This is a genomic window from Nitrosococcus wardiae, from assembly GCF_004421105.1.
Classification (GTDB): Bacteria; Pseudomonadota; Gammaproteobacteria; order Nitrosococcales; family Nitrosococcaceae; genus Nitrosococcus; species Nitrosococcus wardiae.
The window spans coordinates 2,573,917-2,594,668 of record NZ_CP038033.1 but is presented as its reverse complement, the minus strand read 5'-3'; the positions used below and the strand labels follow the sequence as shown (position 1 = coordinate 2,594,668).

The following is a 20,752-nucleotide window of genomic DNA, read 5'->3' as shown; positions in this document are numbered from 1 at the left end:
ACTTAAGTTGCATGTATAAATTTCCCACTAAGTTTTATTGATTTTAGATGCGGAGTAATCGGTGCAGATCTGATAGGCATTCAGCATCCCGGACAATGCTGAGATGATCTGCGGCAACGATACGACTGAAGGTCAATTGAACCTTTTCCTGCAAGGCGTGCTGAAGCTGCTGGCCTCGACCTTCCGGCTTAGCCGCCCACCAGGCGTGTGCCTTTGCACTCACCGAGGGCAAGATATAACTGTCACAAAGCCGGCGGTAATGCTGTTCCAGAGCCCATGAAAACAGGAGTTGCTGGGCATTTTCCGCGCTCACAGCATCAACCCCCTGAGTGGATAACCAAGCCGAGAAGATCTCCGGCCATTGCTGTGGTTGCGACTCGCTGAACTGAGCCAAGCAATGCTGTAAGCTCTCCTCAGCCACACTCGGTAACAATATTCGTAGATGGTCTGCCAACTTTTGCTGGGCCTGGGGAGAAGTCCACTGATCCTCAGGAATTTCGAACCCCGGCACATAACTATCTAACAAGCCCAGAAAAGCGATGTCCTCGCCGGCTTGTTCAAGCCGGCAGGCTATTTCCATGGCCAAGGCACCTCCCAATGACCAGCCCAGCAAGTAGTAAGGTCCTGCCGGTTGCCGGTAGCGCAAGGTTGCCACATAGCGGTCCGCCATCTGGCTGAGACTATGGTCAAACCAAAGGGTATCCACAAAACTACGGGATTGCAGTCCAATCAGAGTTCGATGCCCCTGCAGGCCCATGGCTAGGGACTGATAGCCATTGACGCGACCGGTCACCGGGTGAATACAAAACACTGGCGGTTGCTCCAATGAAGCCTCAGCCAAGGGAACCAGCAAGCGGGGATCAGCCGTGGCGGGCGCGTTACTTACCGGCGTTCCCAACAGGGTAAGTAGCACTTGCTTATAGCGCTGGGCCAGTTGCTCGATCTGCAAAGAATCATAATGATCCTGGCTATACAGCCAGTCCAGACTTAACTGCCCTGCCACTACTTGAGCATTGACTGATAGGGGTGCCGCCATGGGATTCTCCGGCGCCTGCGGATCACCGCCGCCAGGCAATGGCGAAAACCAGTGCTCCAGCCCATCGGAACGGTACTGCCCCAAATAATTAAAGGTAACGGGAGCAGCGGCTGCCCCTGCCAGTTGTCTACGGCTGCTTTCATGACCCTGATAACGCAATGCCCCATAGCTGATCCCGCCATCCTGATCAGCACGGCGCAACTGTTCCGCCACCCCGGCCAGACAACGCTGGAGATCGGACTGCCACTCCAGCGCTACCGGATAAAAGCTGGTAAACCAGCCCACAGTGCGGCTGACGTCCAGAGAGGGAGCCATATCATCTGTACGCCCATGCCCTTCCAGATTTACAGCAATTCGCGGCTGCCGCTCATCGGCCAATACCTGCACCAGCGCTGTTACTAGCAAAGCAGGGACATTTACATCAAGCTGCGCCGGTGCCTGATAAAGTAGCGTTTGGGTCTCGGCCCTGCTCAACATCATCGTCCAGTGACCACATTTTGCGAAGGGCGTCCGGCAGCTTATTGTTGCTGTGAATTGCTGTTGCCAGAATGGCAAACGAGACTCGACCTGTGCAGTCTTAGCCCAGGCTGACAGAGCTTGGGACCAATCGCGCAGGCTATGGGTCTTGGCAGGCAGCTCAATGGGCTCCCCAGCCAAGTACTGCTGATAAGCACGCAACAAATCCTCCAGCAAAATACGCCAGGAGACTCCATCCACAGCCAGATGGTGAATACACAACAGCAGCCGATCCGGCTGACCAGGGCTACTGACATACAAAGCGCGCAGCAGTTCTCCAGTTTCAATATCGAGGCTGCGCTGGGCTTCGTTACACCACCGCTCCACCTCCTCCTCGCCCTCAGCTGCTCGCACCCACAGGAGCTCGCTGTTCAGCTTCGCCGGGTCGACAAATGACTGTTGCCATTGCCCTCCTTGCTGTCGAAAATGCAAACGCAAGGCATCATGATGCCGCCTCAAGGCTTGCAATGCCGCCGATAATGCCGTCATGTCTAGGGACACCTTCAGCCCTAACCACACATGTTGATTCCAATGTGAGGGAACAGGTGGCTGCAGCTCAAAGAAATGGGATTGAATCGGCATCAAAGGTAGCGGACCAACCAGAGTCTCCTGGACCGCATCACTGGCCTTAGCCGGCTGCGCCACGGCGGCCAGGGCAGTTAGGGTGGGCTGCTCGAACAAGTCCCGGGGACGAAGCGACCAACCCGCCTGACGGGCCCGGCTGACCACCTGCAAGGCAATAATGGAATCCCCCCCCAGTTCAAAGAAGCGGTCCTGGCGTCCGACCCGCTCCACCCCCAGCAACTGCCCCCACACCTGGGCCAACATCCTCTCAGCCTCGGTCCGCGGCGGCTCATAGCCCTCGGCTGACCACTGCGGCTCCGGCAACCCCTCCCGGTCCACCTTCCCCGCCGGGGTCAGCGGCAACGCCTCTAATCTCACCACCTGGCTCGGCACCATATACTCGGGCAACTGCGCCGCTAACGCCGCCCGTAACCGCTCTCCCTCAACTTCCGCCGGCGCCGCCACATACCCCACCAACCGCTCGCCTCCCGGCCCCGGGCGCATCACCACCACCGCTTCCCGCACCGGCGCTAAGGCCAATAGCCGCGTCTCAATCTCTCCCAGCTCTATGCGAAAACCACGGAGCTTGACTTGGCCGTCCACCCGGCCTAAATACTCCACCACCCCGTCTGCTCGCCACCGCACCCAGTCCCCCGTGCGGTACATCCGCTCTCCCGGCACCCCCCACCGGTCCGGTAAAAACCGCTCCGCCGTCTGCCCCGCTCGACCCCAATACCCCCGCGCTAAACCCACTTCACCGCCAATGTAAAGCTCGCCACTGACCCCCGGCGGCACCCGGTTTAAGTCTCCGTCCAGCACGTATAGCCGCCGCGCACCAACCGCCGTGCCAATGGGCGCATAGGCGCTGCTCATCGGCGTGCCCCTATCGGCTTCCCACAGCAGCGGCGTGACCACTGTCTCCGTCGGCCCGTAGCCGTTGAGTATCCGCCGCGGCTTGAGCACCCGCTGCAGCCGCTCATAGAGCTCCCGCGTAAACGCCTCTCCCCCCAACGTCCAGGAGCGCACCTTGAGCGGCGGGCGGCGGTGCTCAATCCAATCCAGTAAGGGCCCCACGTAGCTCGGGGGAAAACAGGCAATGCTCACCCCTTCTTCTTCTAATACCTGGCAGGTCCGCTCCGCACTCCATAACCCTTGCTCCCGTATCACCAGCCGGCTGCCAAAGGCCAGCGGCACCGCCCAACGCTCCACCGCTCCGTCAAAACTGATGGAGGCAAAGTGCAACTCCACATCTTCCGGACCCATGCCGTAGCGCTCCCCAATGCTTTGCACGTGCATGCTCAGCCCCCCGTGGGTGACCCCCACCCCTTTGGGCTGTCCCGTGGACCCGGAGGTGTAAATCACATAGGCCAGTTGCTGCGGATGCACGGGAACGGCTAACTCCCCAGCTTCCTCTGCCCCGTAGTCCAGCCGGTCCAACGCTACCACCCGCAGCCCGGCCACCGCCGGCAGCCGACCCGCCAGGCCGCTCTCGCTCAGCAGCAATTCCACTCCGCTGTCTCGGAGCATGTACCCCAGCCGCTCTTCGGGATAGTCCGGGTCCAGCGGTAAAAACGCTCCCCCCGCTTTGAGTATCCCTAAAAAGCTGGCGATCATCCCCACACCACGCTCTAACAGCACCCCCACTACCGTCTCCGCGCCCACTCCTTGCGCACGCAACCAGCGCCCCAGCCGCGCGCTCCTCGCCTCCAGCTCGCCGTAGCTGACCCGCTCCTCTCCACTGACCAACGCCTCCGCCTCCGGAGCCCGCACCGCTTGCGCCGAAATTAATTCCGCTAACGTCACCCCACGCGCATATGCCTCACTCCCCCCAGACCACAACAGAAGACGATGGCTTTGCTCCGGGGTCAGCAATTCTAGGCTACCGAGAGGTCGCGGTGCCTCTTGAGTGAAGCCCATCAAGGCTTGTTTAAGCATACTTAGCAAACGCGAGATGGTATCCACTTTGAAGCGGTCCGCGGCGTAGGTCAGGGTAAGACTTACCTGACCATCGGCCTGCTCGTCCGCATCCAGCGCCAGATCAAAAAGGGCATGAGGCACACCTTGGGATAAGGGCCGCAGAGTCACGCCCGGCAATACTTCAAAGGCCTGGGCATCTCGCTGCTGGTAATTGAACAAAACCTGAAACAACGGGGTTTCTCCCGGTTTCCGCCGGGGAGCAATAGCCTCCACCAGCTGATCAAAAGGCAGCGCTTGGTGATCCTGAGCATCCAGCACCCGGGCGTGCAGTTGCCTCACCCAGTCGCGCACGGATGCAGCCGGGTCCGGCTGGCCACGCAACACCAAGGTATTGACAAAAAAACCGATCAGGGGCGCAATTTCGGGCCGGTTCCGGTTGGCTACAGGCACGCCCACCGGAATATCACGACGTCCGCTTTGTACCGCCAGCGCCCACTGCCAGGCAGCCAGCAATACGGTAAACAAGGTAGCATCGCACTCCCGCGCCAACATGCGCAATGCTGTGACCAATGACACCGGCAAGCTTAACTGCTCCGCGGAAGCCTGACGGAGATCACTGTCAGCCACCGGCGTGTCATAGGGCAGCAACAAGGGCGGTTGTCCCGGCTCCAACTGATCATGCCAATAGGTCAGTTGGCGTTCCCGCTCACCGGCATTCAACCAGGCCCGCTGCCAGATGGCATAATCCGCATACTGCACTGCCAGCGCTGGCAACCCTTCGGTGTTGCCGGCTTGGCGGTTCCGCCAAGCCTGTTCCAATTCCTTGAAAAAGATACCAATAGACCAGCCATCGGCAATAATATGGTGCATCACCACCTGCAGACGCCAACGCTGCGGTGTCAACCGGAGTAGTTGAATTCGCAGTAGGGGCCCACGGCTCAGGTCAAACCCAGCCCGGGCATGATCATCCGCCAGATGCTGAATGGTACTGCTGTCTGCGTCAGTCATGTCCTGTTCGGTAAGCGCCAGGGGCGGATGCTGGTCAATCACCTGCCAGAGCTCACCGTCAATCTCAACAAAACGGGTACGCAGCACTTCATGACGGCGTTGAATATCCGTCAGTGCACCGCGCAGTGCTTCACTCTGTACCACCCCGCTAAGTTCAAATGCGCCTACCATGTGATAGGCGCTGTTGTCAGGCTCCATCTGGTGCACCAACCATAATCGGCGCTGGGCCGGCGCCAACGGTGCCCGATTGCCTCTTTTTCCTTTGACGATAGGCAAGCGATCGAAACGGAGACTTTTTTCCCGCAGCACAGCTAAAAAACGCTCTTGCTCAGCGTCACCTAAGGCTAGAAAACGCTGGGCCAGCGCCTGCTTATCCAAACTCATAGTTCCCCCAATTCATTCAGCAGAGCAGCCATGGCATCCAACTCGTTCCGTTCCTCCTCTTCACCCGCCATGGATTTATATTCCAGCTGATTGGCCAGTGCCTCCAGGCTCTCACATTGGAAAAATTGCCGTAGAGAAATCTCCAGGTCCAGTTGCTCACGAACTTGTGCCACGGCGCGAACCGCCAGCAAAGAATGTCCGCCGAGGGCGAAAAAGTTGTCATCCAACCCAATGCGGGGCTGCTTTAACAAACATCGCCAGCACTCGGCCAACTGCTGCTGCAATGGAGTTTGCGGTGCGCGATACCCCTTACTTTGCCACTCCGGTGCTGGCAATGCCTTACGATCCAGCTTGCCATTTGGCGAAATGGGAAACCCATCCAGGGACATAAAGAGCGCCGGCACCATGTAATCCGGCAGCTGGGCTGACAAGGCTGCTTTTAGCTGTTCCCGCCAATCCTCTGCCGGCATTCCATCCAAAATGACATAGGCCACCAGTTGATCTCCAATGCTGTGGGGCTGGGCAATCACGAGGGCATCCGACACGAACGGTTGCTGGCGCAGCAGGCTTTCAATCTCACCCAATTCGATGCGCAGCCCACGAATTTTGACTTGGTGATCCAACCGCCCCAGGTACTCCAGCACGCCATCTGCTCCCCGCTTGACTTTGTCGCCGGTGCGATACATGCGGCTACCGGGAGCGCCAAAGGGGTTGGGCAGAAACCGCTCGGCGGTGAGATCGGCACGGCCAAAATACCCCCTGGCCAGCCCCACACCCGCTAGATACAGTTCACCGGGTATTCCTATGGGCACCGGATTTAACTGCGCATCCAGCACGTGCAATTGAATATTGCTGATGGGCATTCCAATGGGCACCGTAGGCCGGTTATCCGCTTGACATTGCCAGTAACTGACATCAATCGCAGCTTCTGTAGGCCCATAGAGGTTGTGCAGCTGTAATTTCGGCCTTGCCTGTAATACCTGCTGCTGCAGATCCATGCTTAGAGCTTCGCCGCTGCAAATCACCTTTCTAAGGGAAGCGCAACCCACCAGATGGGTGGCCGCGATAAAGGCCTGCAGCATGGATGGCACGAAGTGCAACGTCGTCACCTGCTCAGACTCAATCACCCGCTGCAATGCGACTGGATCACGGTGCGCCTCCGGCGGCGCCACCGCCAAACGGGCGCCTACCATGAAGGGCCAGAAGAACTCCCAGACCGATACGTCAAAGCTGAAAGGCGTTTTCTGCAAAACACAATCATCGCCGCCCAGCAGATATTGCTCCTGCATCCACAGCAAGCGGTTTTCCAGGGCGGCGTGGGTATTGACCACTCCCTTGGGACGCCCCGTGGACCCGGAGGTGTAAATCACATAGAAGGCCTGATCTGGATGCCAATCGACCATCGGCGGGTAGGTAGGCTCATCACCGCAATCCAGATCATCTAGAGACCAGCAAGGGCAACCGGTATCCTCCAACCCAGTCAAAGCCAGGGTGCTCTGCGTCAACACCAGCGCCGGCTCCGCCGCCGCCAAAATGTAGCGCAAGCGTTCCTCAGGGTAACTGGGATCCAGGGGCACATAGGCCCCCCCGGCCCGGGTGATCGCCAGAATACCCACCACCAGTTCCACGGAGCGGTGCAGGCTGATAGCAACCCGAACCTCAGGGCCTATACCGGCGCGCTGCAACCGGTGGGCCAGTTGATTAACCCGGCGTTCCAGTTCGCCATAGCTCAATTGCCGACCATTAAAACTCAAAGCAACGGCCTCAGGGGTTTGCATTGCCTGCCGGCTCTGCCTAATGGGTATGGGCACAAACGGATCTCGCGCGACACCGCTATCATTCCAATGTCCCAACTGCTGCTGCTCGGTTTGGCTCAGTAGCGGCAAATTGGCCACAGGCCCACTCCCATTGTTTAATACGGCATCCAGCAGGTTCGAATAATGTCCCCACAAACGCTCAATGGTGGCCTTGTGAAACAACTGGCTGGCATAGCTGAGGTAACCGTGGATACTGCCGTCACCCTGCAGTTCCGTATCCATAGCCAGGTCAAACTGAACCCCGGCGGCACCAGGATCAAAGGGAGTAATGCTCCCCTGGGGCCATTCCGCCAATGCCTCTGTAATCATTTGCTGATGATTAAAGGCCACCTGAAATAGGGGATGATATTCCAGGCTGTGCCCTACTCCCAGGGCCTCCACCAGAGCTTCAAAGGGCAACTCCTGATGGCTTTGGGCCTCAGCCGAGCGCTGCTTGACCTGCTCCATCAACGCAGCAAAGGAACTATTCGGGTCGATCTGAACCCCTAGCACCACGGTATTGATAAAGCAACCTAGCATGGTTTCAGTTTCAGGGCGGATTCGCCCTGCTACAGGAATGCCAACCCGAATATCCCGCCGGCCGCTGTAACGAGACAAGAGCAGTAACCACAAACTCAGAAGCGGGGTAAAAAGGGTCGTCTCATGGGCTCTTGCCAGTTGCCGCAATCCTTGAGCCTGGACTGTGCTCAAGCGAAAATGGTAACGCGCCCCCTGGGGAGGAGTTGTCCTGCTCCGGGGATAGTCGGTGGGAAGCTCCAGGGGCTCTGTATCCGTTCCCAGAGCTTGGCGCCAATAATCCAGTTGTTGCTGCGCCTTTTTACCTTGCAACCAGCGCTGTTGCCAAATGGCATAATCGGCGTATTGCAGCCGCGGCGGAGCTTCCAATAGCAGCTCCCCGGCCATAATGGCCCCATATACATTGATCAGGGATTCGAGGAAATGGGCGGTTGACCGGCCGTCGGTGATAATGTGATGCTGCACCAGCAACAATTGGTAGCAATGCTCATCCAGCCGGACCACACCCAAACGCAGCAAGGGATCTCTGGCCAGATCAAAGGGCTGCCTTAACCATTCCTGGAACAGCTCCGCCGCTCTGTCCTGGGGCTGTGACTGTTCCCGTAAATCAATATAGTCTAATTTGAGTGGCGCTTCGGGGAGAATTCGCTGCCGCGGCTCACCATTATGCTCCACAAAACGGGTGCGCAATATTTCGTGCTGTTCGACCAAATGATTCAGCGCTGCTTGCAGCGCAGTCAAATCCAGCGTCCCTTGCAATCTTAATCCGAGCGGCAAATGGTAGGCCCCACTTTCAGGATTGAGTTGCTGCACAAACCAAAGACGGCGTTGAGCAGATGAGGTGGGCAGATCTTGGTCCCTGGGCGCGGCCACAATGATTTCATCCTCATCAACGGCATCGATCAGGCGCGCCGCACAATCGGCCAACCGAGGAGAGTCAAACAATACCTGCAACGGTAACTGCTTTTGATAGTCCCGGCGTAACAGGCTCACTGCCTGCATTGCCAGCAGAGAGTGCCCCCCCAGTTCAAAGAAGCGGTCCTGGCGTCCGACCCGCTCCACCCCCAGCAACTGCCCCCACACCTGGGCCAACATCCTCTCAGCCTCGGTCCGCGGCGGCTCATAGCCCTCGGCTGACCACTGCGGCTCCGGCAACCCCTCCCGGTCCACCTTCCCCGCCGGGGTCAGCGGCAACGCCTCTAATCTCACCACCTGGCTCGGCACCATATACTCGGGCAACTGCGCCGCTAACGCCGCCCGTAACCGCTCTCCCTCAACTTCCGCCGGCGCCGCCACATACCCCACCAACCGCTCGCCTCCCGGCCCCGGGCGCATCACCACCACCGCTTCCCGCACCGGCGCTAAGGCCAATAGCCGCGTCTCAATCTCTCCCAGCTCTATGCGAAAACCACGGAGCTTGACTTGGCCGTCCACCCGGCCTAAATACTCCACCACCCCGTCTGCTCGCCACCGCACCCAGTCCCCCGTGCGGTACATCCGCTCTCCCGGCACCCCCCACCGGTCCGGTAAAAACCGCTCCGCCGTCTGCCCCGCTCGACCCCAATACCCCCGCGCTAAACCCACTTCACCGCCAATGTAAAGCTCGCCACTGACCCCCGGCGGCACCCGGTTTAAGTCTCCGTCCAGCACGTATAGCCGCCGCGCACCAACCGCCGTGCCAATGGGCGCATAGGCGCTGCTCATCGGCGTGCCCCTATCGGCTTCCCACAGCAGCGGCGTGACCACTGTCTCCGTCGGCCCGTAGCCGTTGAGTATCCGCCGCGGCTTGAGCACCCGCTGCAGCCGCTCATAGAGCTCCCGCGTAAACGCCTCTCCCCCCAACGTCCAGGAGCGCACCTTGAGCGGCGGGCGGCGGTGCTCAATCCAATCCAGTAAGGGCCCCACGTAGCTCGGGGGAAAACAGGCAATGCTCACCCCTTCTTCTTCTAATACCTGGCAGGTCCGCTCCGCACTCCATAACCCTTGCTCCCGTATCACCAGCCGGCTGCCAAAGGCCAGCGGCACCGCCCAACGCTCCACCGCTCCGTCAAAACTGATGGAGGCAAAGTGCAACTCCACATCTTCCGGACCCATGCCGTAGCGCTCCCCAATGCTTTGCACGTGCATGCTCAGCCCCCCGTGGGTGACCCCCACCCCTTTGGGCTGTCCCGTGGACCCGGAGGTGTAAATCACATAGGCCAGTTGCTGCGGATGCACGGGAACGGCTAACTCCCCAGCTTCCTCTGCCCCGTAGTCCAGCCGGTCCAACGCTACCACCCGCAGCCCGGCCACCGCCGGCAGCCGACCCGCCAGGCCGCTCTCGCTCAGCAGCAATTCCACTCCGCTGTCTCGGAGCATGTACCCCAGCCGCTCTTCGGGATAGTCCGGGTCCAGCGGTAAAAACGCTCCCCCCGCTTTGAGTATCCCTAAAAAGCTGGCGATCATCCCCACACCACGCTCTAACAGCACCCCCACTACCGTCTCCGCGCCCACTCCTTGCGCACGCAACCAGCGCCCCAGCCGCGCGCTCCTCGCCTCCAGCTCGCCGTAGCTGACCCGCTCCTCTCCACTGACCAACGCTTCCGCCTCCGGAGCCCGCACCGCTTGCGCCGAAATTAATTCCGCTAACGTCACCCCACGCGCATATGCCTCACTCCCCACAGACCACAATAGAAGACGATGGCTTTGCTCCGGGGTAATGCTTGCAATAGAGGCCAGCGGCGCCTCGGGCTGTGTAGCCAACGCCATTAATACTTGCTTGAAGGCATCCGCCAGCGGTGCTATCACCCTTGGCGGCAACACCGCCGCATTATAGGCAAACACCACCTGCAGCTCGGTGCCCGGCAATACCGCCAGCGTCAGAGGATAATGGGTAAACTCGTAGCTATCCGGAGCACCAATGGTCAATCCATCAGCCTTACTGTTAAGCAGGTTGTCATCCAGAGGGTAGTTCTCAAATACCATCAGGGTATCGAACAGCCCCTCACCGGCACAACCAGCAGCCTGCTGTATTTCAAACAGGGGCAGGTGGCCATGCTCCCGAGCATCCAAGCCAGCCTGCTGTAGCGCCAATAGCCAACGCCCGCAAGGCTCAGCGGCAGGTATCTTGACAGCTACCGGCAAGGTATTAATAAAGAGCCCCAACATACGCTCGCTGCCGGGCAGCTCAGGCGGCCGTCCGGCAACGGTATTGCCGAAGACCACCTGCTGCTGGCCGGTATAACGGGACAATATCAGCGCCCAAGCCCCCTGCATCAGAGTACTCAAGGTAACGCCCTGCTGGCGAGCCTGATCCTGGAGATGTTGCTGCAGCTTGGAATCAAAGATCACGGAATGGCGACGGAAATCCTTTGCTTCTGAAATCTGCCCCATACTGGAGGCTAGCCAAGTAGGTGAAGTGATAGCTGATAGGTAATCTTGCCAGAAGGCCCGCGCACGCATTTGATCCCTATCCGCCAACCATTGCAGAAAGGCGCTGAATGGAGGCGGCTCAGGCAGGAGCGTCTGGCCATGATACAATTGCAGCAACTCCTGCAGCAGGATAGCGGTGCTCCAACCATCCATGAGTAAATGATGCAAGGTCAGCACGCAGTGATAATCCTCGTCCCCCGTTTGCAACAGATCCACATGCCACAAAGGAGGGCGATACAAATTGAACCCCTGCTGCCGGCGCTCGGTCCGAACCCTCTCCATAGCCTGGGCCGCATCTTCCTCTCCACGCAGATCCTGCTGGCTCCAGGGGAGTGCTATCGATTGCCACACCCCTAGCAGGGGTTGATCGAGTTTCCCCTCACCAGCCAGCAGAGCGCTTCTCAATACGGAATGACGCTGTACCAGGCGCTGCCAGGCCTGCTCCAAACGAGCGGAATCCAAGCCTGACAGGGGCAAGCTTAGCTGGTTGACATAGGTATCGGTTTGTTGACTTAATTCGCTATGAAATAGCAAGCCCTGCTGCAAGGGTGAGAGGGGCAGAACATTTTCAAGCTCCAAATTCGACAGCTGATCCAAGGCTTCCTGATCGAGGCCAGACAGGGGGACATCGGACGGTGTCAACCAAGGTCCATGCTGCTCACAACAATCTATCAGGGCCTTCAGCTCTACTTCAAAAGCGGCCATCAGCGCCTGCTGCAAGGAAGGCTCAAAATGGAGAGGACTGAATTCCAGCGCCATTATCAGTTCCCCCTCCTGCTGGTGGGCATTGATCACCAAGGGAGCATCTCGCCTACTTCCTGGCGACCGCCAGAGCCCTGCGCTCAAAAATGACAACGTCCCCTGGCCATCCCACTGCAACTGCCCCAGATAGTTAAACAGCACCTCAATACGATGGTTTGCCGGCGCCCAATCACTCCAATGGGATAAGGCCCCAAAGGCCAAGCCTTGATTGTGAACCGCATGGAGCTGTTCTTTGAGCCCTTTAAGCGCTTCCTCCCGAGCCGTGGGCACCCTCAAAAGCAGGGGATAAAGGCTGGTAAACCAACCCACTGTTCGGCTCAGATCCAAGCCGCTGAAGCTGAGATCCCGGCCATGGCCTTCTCGATATATGCGCACAGCAGATTGACCACTATGTTGTGCCAAAACTCGGGCTAGAGTCATCACCAATAGATCGTCCAGGTTGCTTCGCAGATGGGTCTGCGCGACCTGCATGGCCCGTCGCGTCATCTCGGCAGGGATAACCAAGCGCAGTGTCTGCGCCTCGGTGGGTTGTTGGTTCATATCCCAGAGGGGAGGGACATCTGCAGTCATTGCTTGCCAAAAGGCCTGTTGCGCCTGTGCCTCATCCTGGGCCCACGCCGCCAGCGCCCCTGTCCAATCGCGAAGACTGTGTGTTTTGGCAGGCAGATGGATCGGCTGACCAGCGGCGGATTGCCGATAAGCCAACAACAAATCCTCCAGCAAAATACGCCAGGAGACTCCATCCACAGCCAGATGGTGAATACACAACAGCAGCCGATCCGGCTGACCGGGGCTACTGATATACAGGGCGCGCAACAGCTCCCCGGATTCAATATCCAGGCTCTGCTGTGCCGATGCGGCAAACCTTTGGATCTCAGTCTTTGTCTGTGCTTCTCTTACCCACAACAGTTCCGATTTAATCTTCTCAGGGGCCTGAAAGATTTGATGCCACTGACCCTTATGGCGGTAGAAACGGGAACGCAACACATCATGATGAGCGCACAACGCTTGCAACGCCGCCTGGAGATCTTCCGGGTTTGAGGGCGCATCCAGCTGAAACCAAAAATACTGATTGCAGATTGCCGCCCCCTCCCGCTCCAGAAAGCGCGCCTGGATAGGGGTCATTTCAACCTCACCCATCAAAGGCGCCTGCTCTATCATTGTCGTTGTTGTGGTTTCGGCCACGGCGGCCAGGGCAGTTAGGGTGGGCTGCTCGAACAAGTCCCGGGGACGAAGCGACCAACCCGCCTGACGGGCCCGGCTGACCACCTGCAAGGCAATAATGGAATCCCCCCCCAGTTCAAAGAAGCGGTCCTGGCGTCCGACCCGCTCCACCCCCAGCAACTGCCCCCACACCTGGGCCAACATCCTCTCAGCCTCGGTCCGCGGCGGCTCATAGCCCTCGGCTGACCACTGCGGCTCCGGCAACCCCTCCCGGTCCACCTTCCCCGCCGGGGTCAGCGGCAACGCCTCTAATCTCACCACCTGGCTCGGCACCATATACTCGGGCAACTGCGCCGCTAACGCCGCCCGTAACCGCTCTCCCTCAACTTCCGCCGGCGCCGCCACATACCCCACCAACCGCTCGCCTCCCGGCCCCGGGCGCATCACCACCACCGCTTCCCGCACCGGCGCTAAGGCCAATAGCCGCGTCTCAATCTCTCCCAGCTCTATGCGAAAACCACGGAGCTTGACTTGGCCGTCCACCCGGCCTAAATACTCCACCACCCCGTCTGCTCGCCACCGCACCCAGTCCCCCGTGCGGTACATCCGCTCTCCCGGCACCCCCCACCGGTCCGGTAAAAACCGCTCCGCCGTCTGCCCCGCTCGACCCCAATACCCCCGCGCTAAACCCACTTCACCGCCAATGTAAAGCTCGCCACTGACCCCCGGCGGCACCCGGTTTAAGTCTCCGTCCAGCACGTATAGCCGCCGCGCACCAACCGCCGTGCCAATGGGCGCATAGGCGCTGCTCATCGGCGTGCCCCTATCGGCTTCCCACAGCAGCGGCGTGACCACTGTCTCCGTCGGCCCGTAGCCGTTGAGTATCCGCCGCGGCTTGAGCACCCGCTGCAGCCGCTCATAGAGCTCCCGCGTAAACGCCTCTCCCCCCAACGTCCAGGAGCGCACCTTGAGCGGCGGGCGGCGGTGCTCAATCCAATCCAGTAAGGGCCCCACGTAGCTCGGGGGAAAACAGGCAATGCTCACCCCTTCTTCTTCTAATACCTGGCAGGTCCGCTCCGCACTCCATAACCCTTGCTCCCGTATCACCAGCCGGCTGCCAAAGGCCAGCGGCACCGCCCAACGCTCCACCGCTCCGTCAAAACTGATGGAGGCAAAGTGCAACTCCACATCTTCCGGACCCATGCCGTAGCGCTCCCCAATGCTTTGCACGTGCATGCTCAGCCCCCCGTGGGTGACCCCCACCCCTTTGGGCTGTCCCGTGGACCCGGAGGTGTAAATCACATAGGCCAGTTGCTGCGGATGCACGGGAACGGCTAACTCCCCAGCTTCCTCTGCCCCGTAGTCCAGCCGGTCCAACGCTACCACCCGCAGCCCGGCCACCGCCGGCAGCCGACCCGCCAGGCCGCTCTCGCTCAGCAGCAATTCCACTCCGCTGTCTCGGAGCATGTACCCCAGCCGCTCTTCGGGATAGTCCGGGTCCAGCGGTAAAAACGCTCCCCCCGCTTTGAGTATCCCTAAAAAGCTGGCGATCATCCCCACACCACGCTCTAACAGCACCCCCACTACCGTCTCCGCGCCCACTCCTTGCGCACGCAACCAGCGCCCCAGCCGCGCGCTCCTCGCCTCCAGCTCGCCGTAGCTGACCCGCTCCTCTCCACTGACCAACGCTTCCGCCTCCGGAGCCCGCACCGCTTGCGCCGAAATTAATTCCGCTAACGTCACCCCACGCGCATATGCCTCACTCCCCACAGACCACAACAGAAGTTGCTGACGGCTGGAGGCTGTTAACATATCTAACGTCGCCAAGGTAGCATTGGGTCGCTCGGCACACTGTTCAAGCAGCCGAAGATACCCCTCGGTCAACTGTTCCATGAAGGGATCGCTAAACACCCCTTGTCCGGCAATAAACCGCAGAGTCAAGCCTTCATCCAGAATTGGCGCCACATCCAGCACCAGGCTAAAGGGCGTTTCAACCGCCATCATTTCTTCAAAACGAGCGTCCAGCCCCCCGGCAGACCAGCTCTGCTGGCCACCCTGCTGACGGTAATTGAAGGCCACTTGAAACAATGGATGCAGACCTGGATGACGTTCCGGCGCCAGGGCTTCGACCAAGGTTTCAAAGGGCAACCGGCCATTCTGCCGCGCCTCAGTCAGGTGACTTTTAACCTGCTGAATCCACTGACTCACAGAGAGTGAAGGCAAGGGCCGCCCCGCCACCACCCAGTTATTGACCAAGAAACCGACAATCTTTGCCGTATCCGCAGAGCGATTAGCACTGGGGACGCCGACACGCACCTCCTCCTGTCCGGACAACCGCGCCAGCAAAAGCTGTAAAACCGCCAGCAACACCGTAAAACGACTTACCCCTACCTGCCTGGACAGCTTATCCAGGCGCTTAGTCAGGTCCCCCTCTACCGGCATAAGATAATGCTCAGCCCTCTGCACGCTCCCTGAGAGCCGTTGCATGGGCAAATTCAATAGCCTGTGATGTTGCCCTAAGCGTGTCTGCCAATAAGCCAGCTGATCCGCCGCCTGCTCACCTTGCAACCATTGTTGTTGTCCTAGGCTGTAATCCACATAGTGCTGTCGTAGACGCGGTAGCTTGAGCGGTTTGTGGGTAGTGCTGCTCTCATAGCATGACATTAATTCCCCCATAAACACACCAAACGACCAGGCATCGAACACGATATGATGGAATCCCAAGACCAACATATGGCGCTTTGACCCTAAGCAGTAGAGGCGATGACGAAACACCTCCCCTCCATTTAGATCATAGGGCCGCAGAAGAAGCTCTCGGCCGCGCTCTTTAGCCACCGTCTCAGGTTTAGAAAGAGTGCTCAGATCTTCATAGCCAAGGGCAAACGGCGCCATGGGCATAATCATCTGCAGGGGTTCCCCCTGGTGATCGCGAAAACAGGCCCGTAGCATCTCATGCCGCTCTACCAGCTCGTTTAAGGCCTGGGTCAGTGCTGCCCGATCCAGTTCGCCTTCGAGCCAAAGCCACCCACCAAGGTTATAAGCACAACTTTCAGGCTCCAGTTGAGCAAAAAACCACAACTGCCGCTGCGCCGCCGACAGCGGATACCCCCCATGGTGATTATCGGTGGCTACTAGCGACAGGGACTGACTCATAACTTCCTCCTCATAATGTCAATACAAACACTTATGCCACTTACTGCTCCAGCGCTTCACGCAGGCTCCGCGGGCGCATATCCACCCAAGTCTCAGAGATATACTGGAGACAGGTTTGCCGATTTCCCTTGACACCGACTGACTGCCAGCCTTCGGGAATAGGGTGATATGTCGGCCAAATGCTGTACTGGTCCTGATCATTCACAACTACTTCGAACTGGGTATCCTCATGATCGATACTCATTACATACCTCTAAATTAATCATAAATTTAATGATAGTGCTAATGATTATCATATATATTTAATAATTAGGCAAAACCGACCCAGAGATTCATCCCGAGATGTTAGGCGGTACTGATTGCCCGAACCGCATCGACTGACACTCGGGCTCGTTCATCACCATCCAATTCTATGAGCTGACCACCATCCATCTTAAGAATCCGATCCGCCCCATCAAAATAATGATCATCGTGGGTAATGGCGACAATAGACTTGCCGGCGATACGCAGCTCCGGTAGCAGCTGACGATAGAAAAAACGTCGAAATTGGGGATCTTGATCGGCCGCCCACTCGTCAAGCACCAGAAAATCCCGCTGCTCAAGCATCATCATCAACAGTGCCAACCGCTTACGCTGCCCTTGGGAAAAGCGGGTATCACTAAGCCGACCATTACTGTGCCTCACCTTGTGTTGCATCCCTAAACGTTGCAGCCAATGATCCACCTGTTCAATAGGCACGTCCTGACCTTCTCCCGTTAGCAGGCGCTGGAACAGGTGAAAATCGGTAAACACGCTGGAAAAGAGATGGCGATAAGCTTGCCAATCATCCGCGCTTACCTCAGCACCATCCACATAAAGCTTTCCTGCCTGCGGCCGGTAGAGCCCCGTCAGCAAGCGCGCCAATGTGGATTTGCCACTGCCATTGCCCCCAATGAGAAAGACCAACTCTCCCCGTTCTAAGGTCAAATCCAGTGGCCCGACACTGAAACCCTGCTCGCCGGTGTGCTCATAGTGGTAGGAAATGCCCTGCAAAGAAATACGGCGGCAACCAGAAAAAGCAGGGGAAATCGATTCAAAGGAGGCCCGATAAGGGGTTAGCGCCAGCGACTCCAGCTTGTTCAATGAGACATTAGCGGCGATTAGTGCGGGCATCCCCGCCAGCGCACCAATTAGCGGCGTGCGCAGAAACAGTATCGTCAACCCATAGGTCGTGGCCACACTCATCTCCGCCCAGCCCAAACCTAACGCTAAGTAAAAAATAATGCCAATTAGCCCCAGTACCATCGTATTGGCCACATTACCGGCCAACCCATTATAAATATCGGCACGGGTGACATGATCCCGGTATGCCTGCGCATTCCGCTCGAACTCCTCTTCATACAAGCGTTGAGCGCGGTAGCGGTTGAGAGCCAACTCCTTACGACCTTCAATAATGGACTGATAGTCGCCGTAAAGATAATCGTCATTTTCACGGACACAACGAATATAATGATTGATACGTCCAATCAGGTATCCGCCCGCCAACAGCAAAATACCCAACCACAGGGCTGTCATCGTGAACAAGGGCAGAGATAGCGCCGCCAAATAAGCGAGCGCCGCCAAGCTGAGCGCTAGGCCATAGACCATTTCTGGCAAATGCACAAAAGCGATGGTCACATTGCGTATATCCGTGCTTAGGGCCGCGATAATACGGGAGCCATTGAGCACTTCAAGCCGCTCGATGTCGGTATCTAACACCTGCTTAACTAATTTGCACCGCAGGCGATACACAAACTGATGCCCTAACATATGCAAAGCCGTCCGGGCCCCAGTCGCCGTAATTAACAATAGCCCTAATAATGCCGCGAATTGCAGCAACAACCCGGAGACATCGTCTGCAGACTGCAGCATATGCTGATTTACAAACGCAATCACTCCTACACTCAATAGGGCACTCAACAGGCTGAGAAAAACCACTCCGGCAAACGCCCATCGTCTTTCTGCAAGCAATAAGCGAATGAGTTTCATTCCATTTCACCCTGGGCCGTGAAGGATGGAGCGACCAGTCTACGCAACACTTTAATCCCTTCCTACTTCTAATAGTGGCGGGGGGAGAAATAAGCTTGTTTGCAACTCAAAAATTCCGTGCCCCTATCTACTAAAATTCTGAGCAAAAAATTTACTTTTATCACGCCTTTTCCACTGAATTGAAAAATATTTCGATAAACAGCTGTGTGCCCTACCAACTCAGGGCATAACTGACAGCGACTGTACGGCCTGGGGCTTTGGCAAAACCATACGGCGTCTGCGAGGCCTGGCTGATAAGAGTGAAGTAGTCTTCATTCAGCAAATTTTCCACCGCCACACTCAAATAGCCTGGCCCCACCGCAAAGCGACTGGTGAGATCGACGATGGTGTATGTTTCGACATCGCCACCACCGAATTGGGTCGAGTCGGGACTCCGATCACCGATGTATAGCACCTGCAAGCGGTTATCCCACCAGGGTTGAGGACTGTATTCCACAAAACCGGTCAATTTCACCGGAGAAATGCGGGTGCTGGGCAGGTCCTCTTCAAAGTCGCCATCGTCATCGAGATCGACTTCCCCTTCCGCCCAGCTCACCGTACCGCCGGTATTCCACTGCGGATTGAAACGGTATGCTAGCGCGCCCTCCACACCCCAGATGCGCTCAGGCTGCTTCACAATATTCAGATCACGGTCAAAGGTCGTACCGTTATCGGACTCACTGTAAAAACCGGCAACGGAGGCCTGCAACGGACCCTTACCGCCACGCAGGCCAATTTCATAATTGTCGACTTCCTGAGCCTCGGATTCGAGTTGACCGGCACTGGTGATTGAGGGGTTGGCATCCCGAATGGCGCGACCGATATCCGCCACCGAGAAACTCTGGGAAAAGCTACCGAATACTTCGAGATAATCAGTCAGATAAAACACGGCGCTAGCGTTGAACAAGGTCTTGCCGTAGTCTAGGGTACCACCTTGGATAAACGTGCCCCCGCGATTGACGATATCGTCGATATCGACCGAAATCTGCTCATGCCGAAAGCCGCCGCGTAGCAGACCGATATCACTCAATGGCAGTTCCAGTTCCAGAAAACCGGCAATGGCCTCCTGCTGCATATTGGGAACGATCGTAGGACCATCTATGCCTGCCTGCACGGTTTCATCTTGCAAATAATCGATACCCCAGATGACACCGAAATAGTAATCCCTCAAATTCAGAGGCGTATCAATGGTCAGGCGGGTACCGTATTTCTCGGATTGAATTTCAGTCTGGGCAAAACCGGGAAACTTCGCAAAGCGCGCGGTCAAATCCCCATAATAGGCTTTGATATCTACATGGCTGCCGGCTAGATCACGGTTAATGTAGTCCATACTGACAAGGGTATTTTCGGTACCCGGATCAGCCACATTGAAACTGCCGGGAACAGCGGGTGTCTTGATACCGCGCTCCGGATCACCGAGACCGAAAGTAAAATCAGTATCCTGCTCGATATTGAAATGGTCAACCGTTACCTGCAGGCGCTGACGATCATCATCGAAATTGAACCCGAGTTTGCCCAAGATATTATAGGAATCGGTGTCGGCCAAGCCGCCCTGAACCCCGATCGGGTCCGGGGGAATACGATCCCCATCGGCATCGAAAAAGCCGCCACGTTGGGCAAATGTTCCAGACACTAAATAATCGATATTTTGCCGCGTGCCGGAAATACGCTGGGTCGTTTCCCAGCCAACGGAATCGTCAAGGTGTTCAGTGGAAAGACGCACGCCGGCTTGGGAATAACCTGCCAAAGGTTCCTTAGAAGGTTTCTTGGTAATGATATTGATAAGCCCCCCAGCCGCGCCGAATCCATAGGCCGCGGTACCCCCACGTATGACCTCGATACGCTCAATAGCATCCACGTCAATGGTGTTGAGATCGCGGCTGGTCGATCGCAGCGGGGTGGACTGGGGAATGCCATCAATCAACACCAGATAATCACGACCGCGTAATGTTTGGCCAAAAGTGGAGATGGCTTCTGTGCTAGGACCGAGGCCAGGCACGGTTTTCGCCAAAACATCGCCCAAATTTCGGTCCAGGCTAGCTTGCTGTTGTATTTCCTGCTCCGAAATCACCGTGACCGAGCGGGTAAGTTCGGAAATAGGTGTCTCAGTGCGGGTCGCCGTGACCACGACCGGCTCTAGCCCTACGCTTTCATCCGAAATATTCTGCGCAAGCACGCTGCCAGGAAGTGCGCAACCTACAAATAAAAAATTGATGTTCCGTAAAACACGCCACTTATTATTTTGATGAAACATTTCGGGCATTTTTTTCGACATCAATAAAAATTTAAAATTTAGAGTTATTGATAATGATTAGCATTTAGATTATTTCATGTAACCTGTATCTTGTCAATTATTCTAGAAGGGAAAAGTATTAGCCGTGGATGGATGAGGGCGATTGGCTGATGGGGTTGACCGGGATGACGATGCTGAACTGCAGCATCGTCATCCACCACCAGA

The 20,752-nt window shown here is 57.4% G+C and carries 5 protein-coding genes; all 5 read right to left on the bottom strand.

What is annotated here, in order from left to right; all coding sequences use genetic code 11:
• Window positions 1-43: 43 nt before the first annotated feature.
• The 5 genes from E3U44_RS12375 to E3U44_RS12355 all read right to left on the bottom strand — a co-directional run bounded on the left by E3U44_RS12375 (window position 44) and on the right by E3U44_RS12355 (window position 20,548).
• Entirely contained in the window at window positions 44-5,425 is a 5,382-nt protein-coding gene (locus E3U44_RS12375) for an amino acid adenylation domain-containing protein (RefSeq protein WP_134358482.1), read from the bottom strand.
• Entirely contained in the window at window positions 5,422-16,248 is a 10,827-nt protein-coding gene (locus E3U44_RS12370) for a non-ribosomal peptide synthetase (RefSeq protein ID WP_134358481.1), read from the bottom strand. The genes E3U44_RS12375 and E3U44_RS12370 overlap by 4 nt, the downstream gene beginning before the upstream one ends.
• A 40-nt stretch (window positions 16,249-16,288) precedes the next feature.
• Window positions 16,289-16,492 (bottom strand): MbtH family protein, encoded by a 204-nt coding sequence (locus tag E3U44_RS12365; RefSeq protein ID WP_013032791.1) that lies wholly within the window; start codon window positions 16,490-16,492, stop codon window positions 16,289-16,291.
• A 101-nt stretch (window positions 16,493-16,593) separates the two neighbouring features.
• The gene (locus E3U44_RS12360) at window positions 16,594-18,255 is read right to left on the bottom strand and encodes a multidrug ABC transporter permease/ATP-binding protein (protein WP_134358480.1); all 1,662 of its coding nucleotides are present in this window, start codon (window positions 18,253-18,255) and stop codon (window positions 16,594-16,596) included.
• Window positions 18,256-18,466: 211 nt separating this feature from the next.
• On the bottom strand, window positions 18,467-20,548 hold the full coding sequence (locus E3U44_RS12355) for a TonB-dependent receptor (RefSeq protein ID WP_276321935.1): 2,082 nt from the start codon (window positions 20,546-20,548) through the stop codon (window positions 18,467-18,469).
• Window positions 20,549-20,752 lie beyond the last annotated feature (204 nt).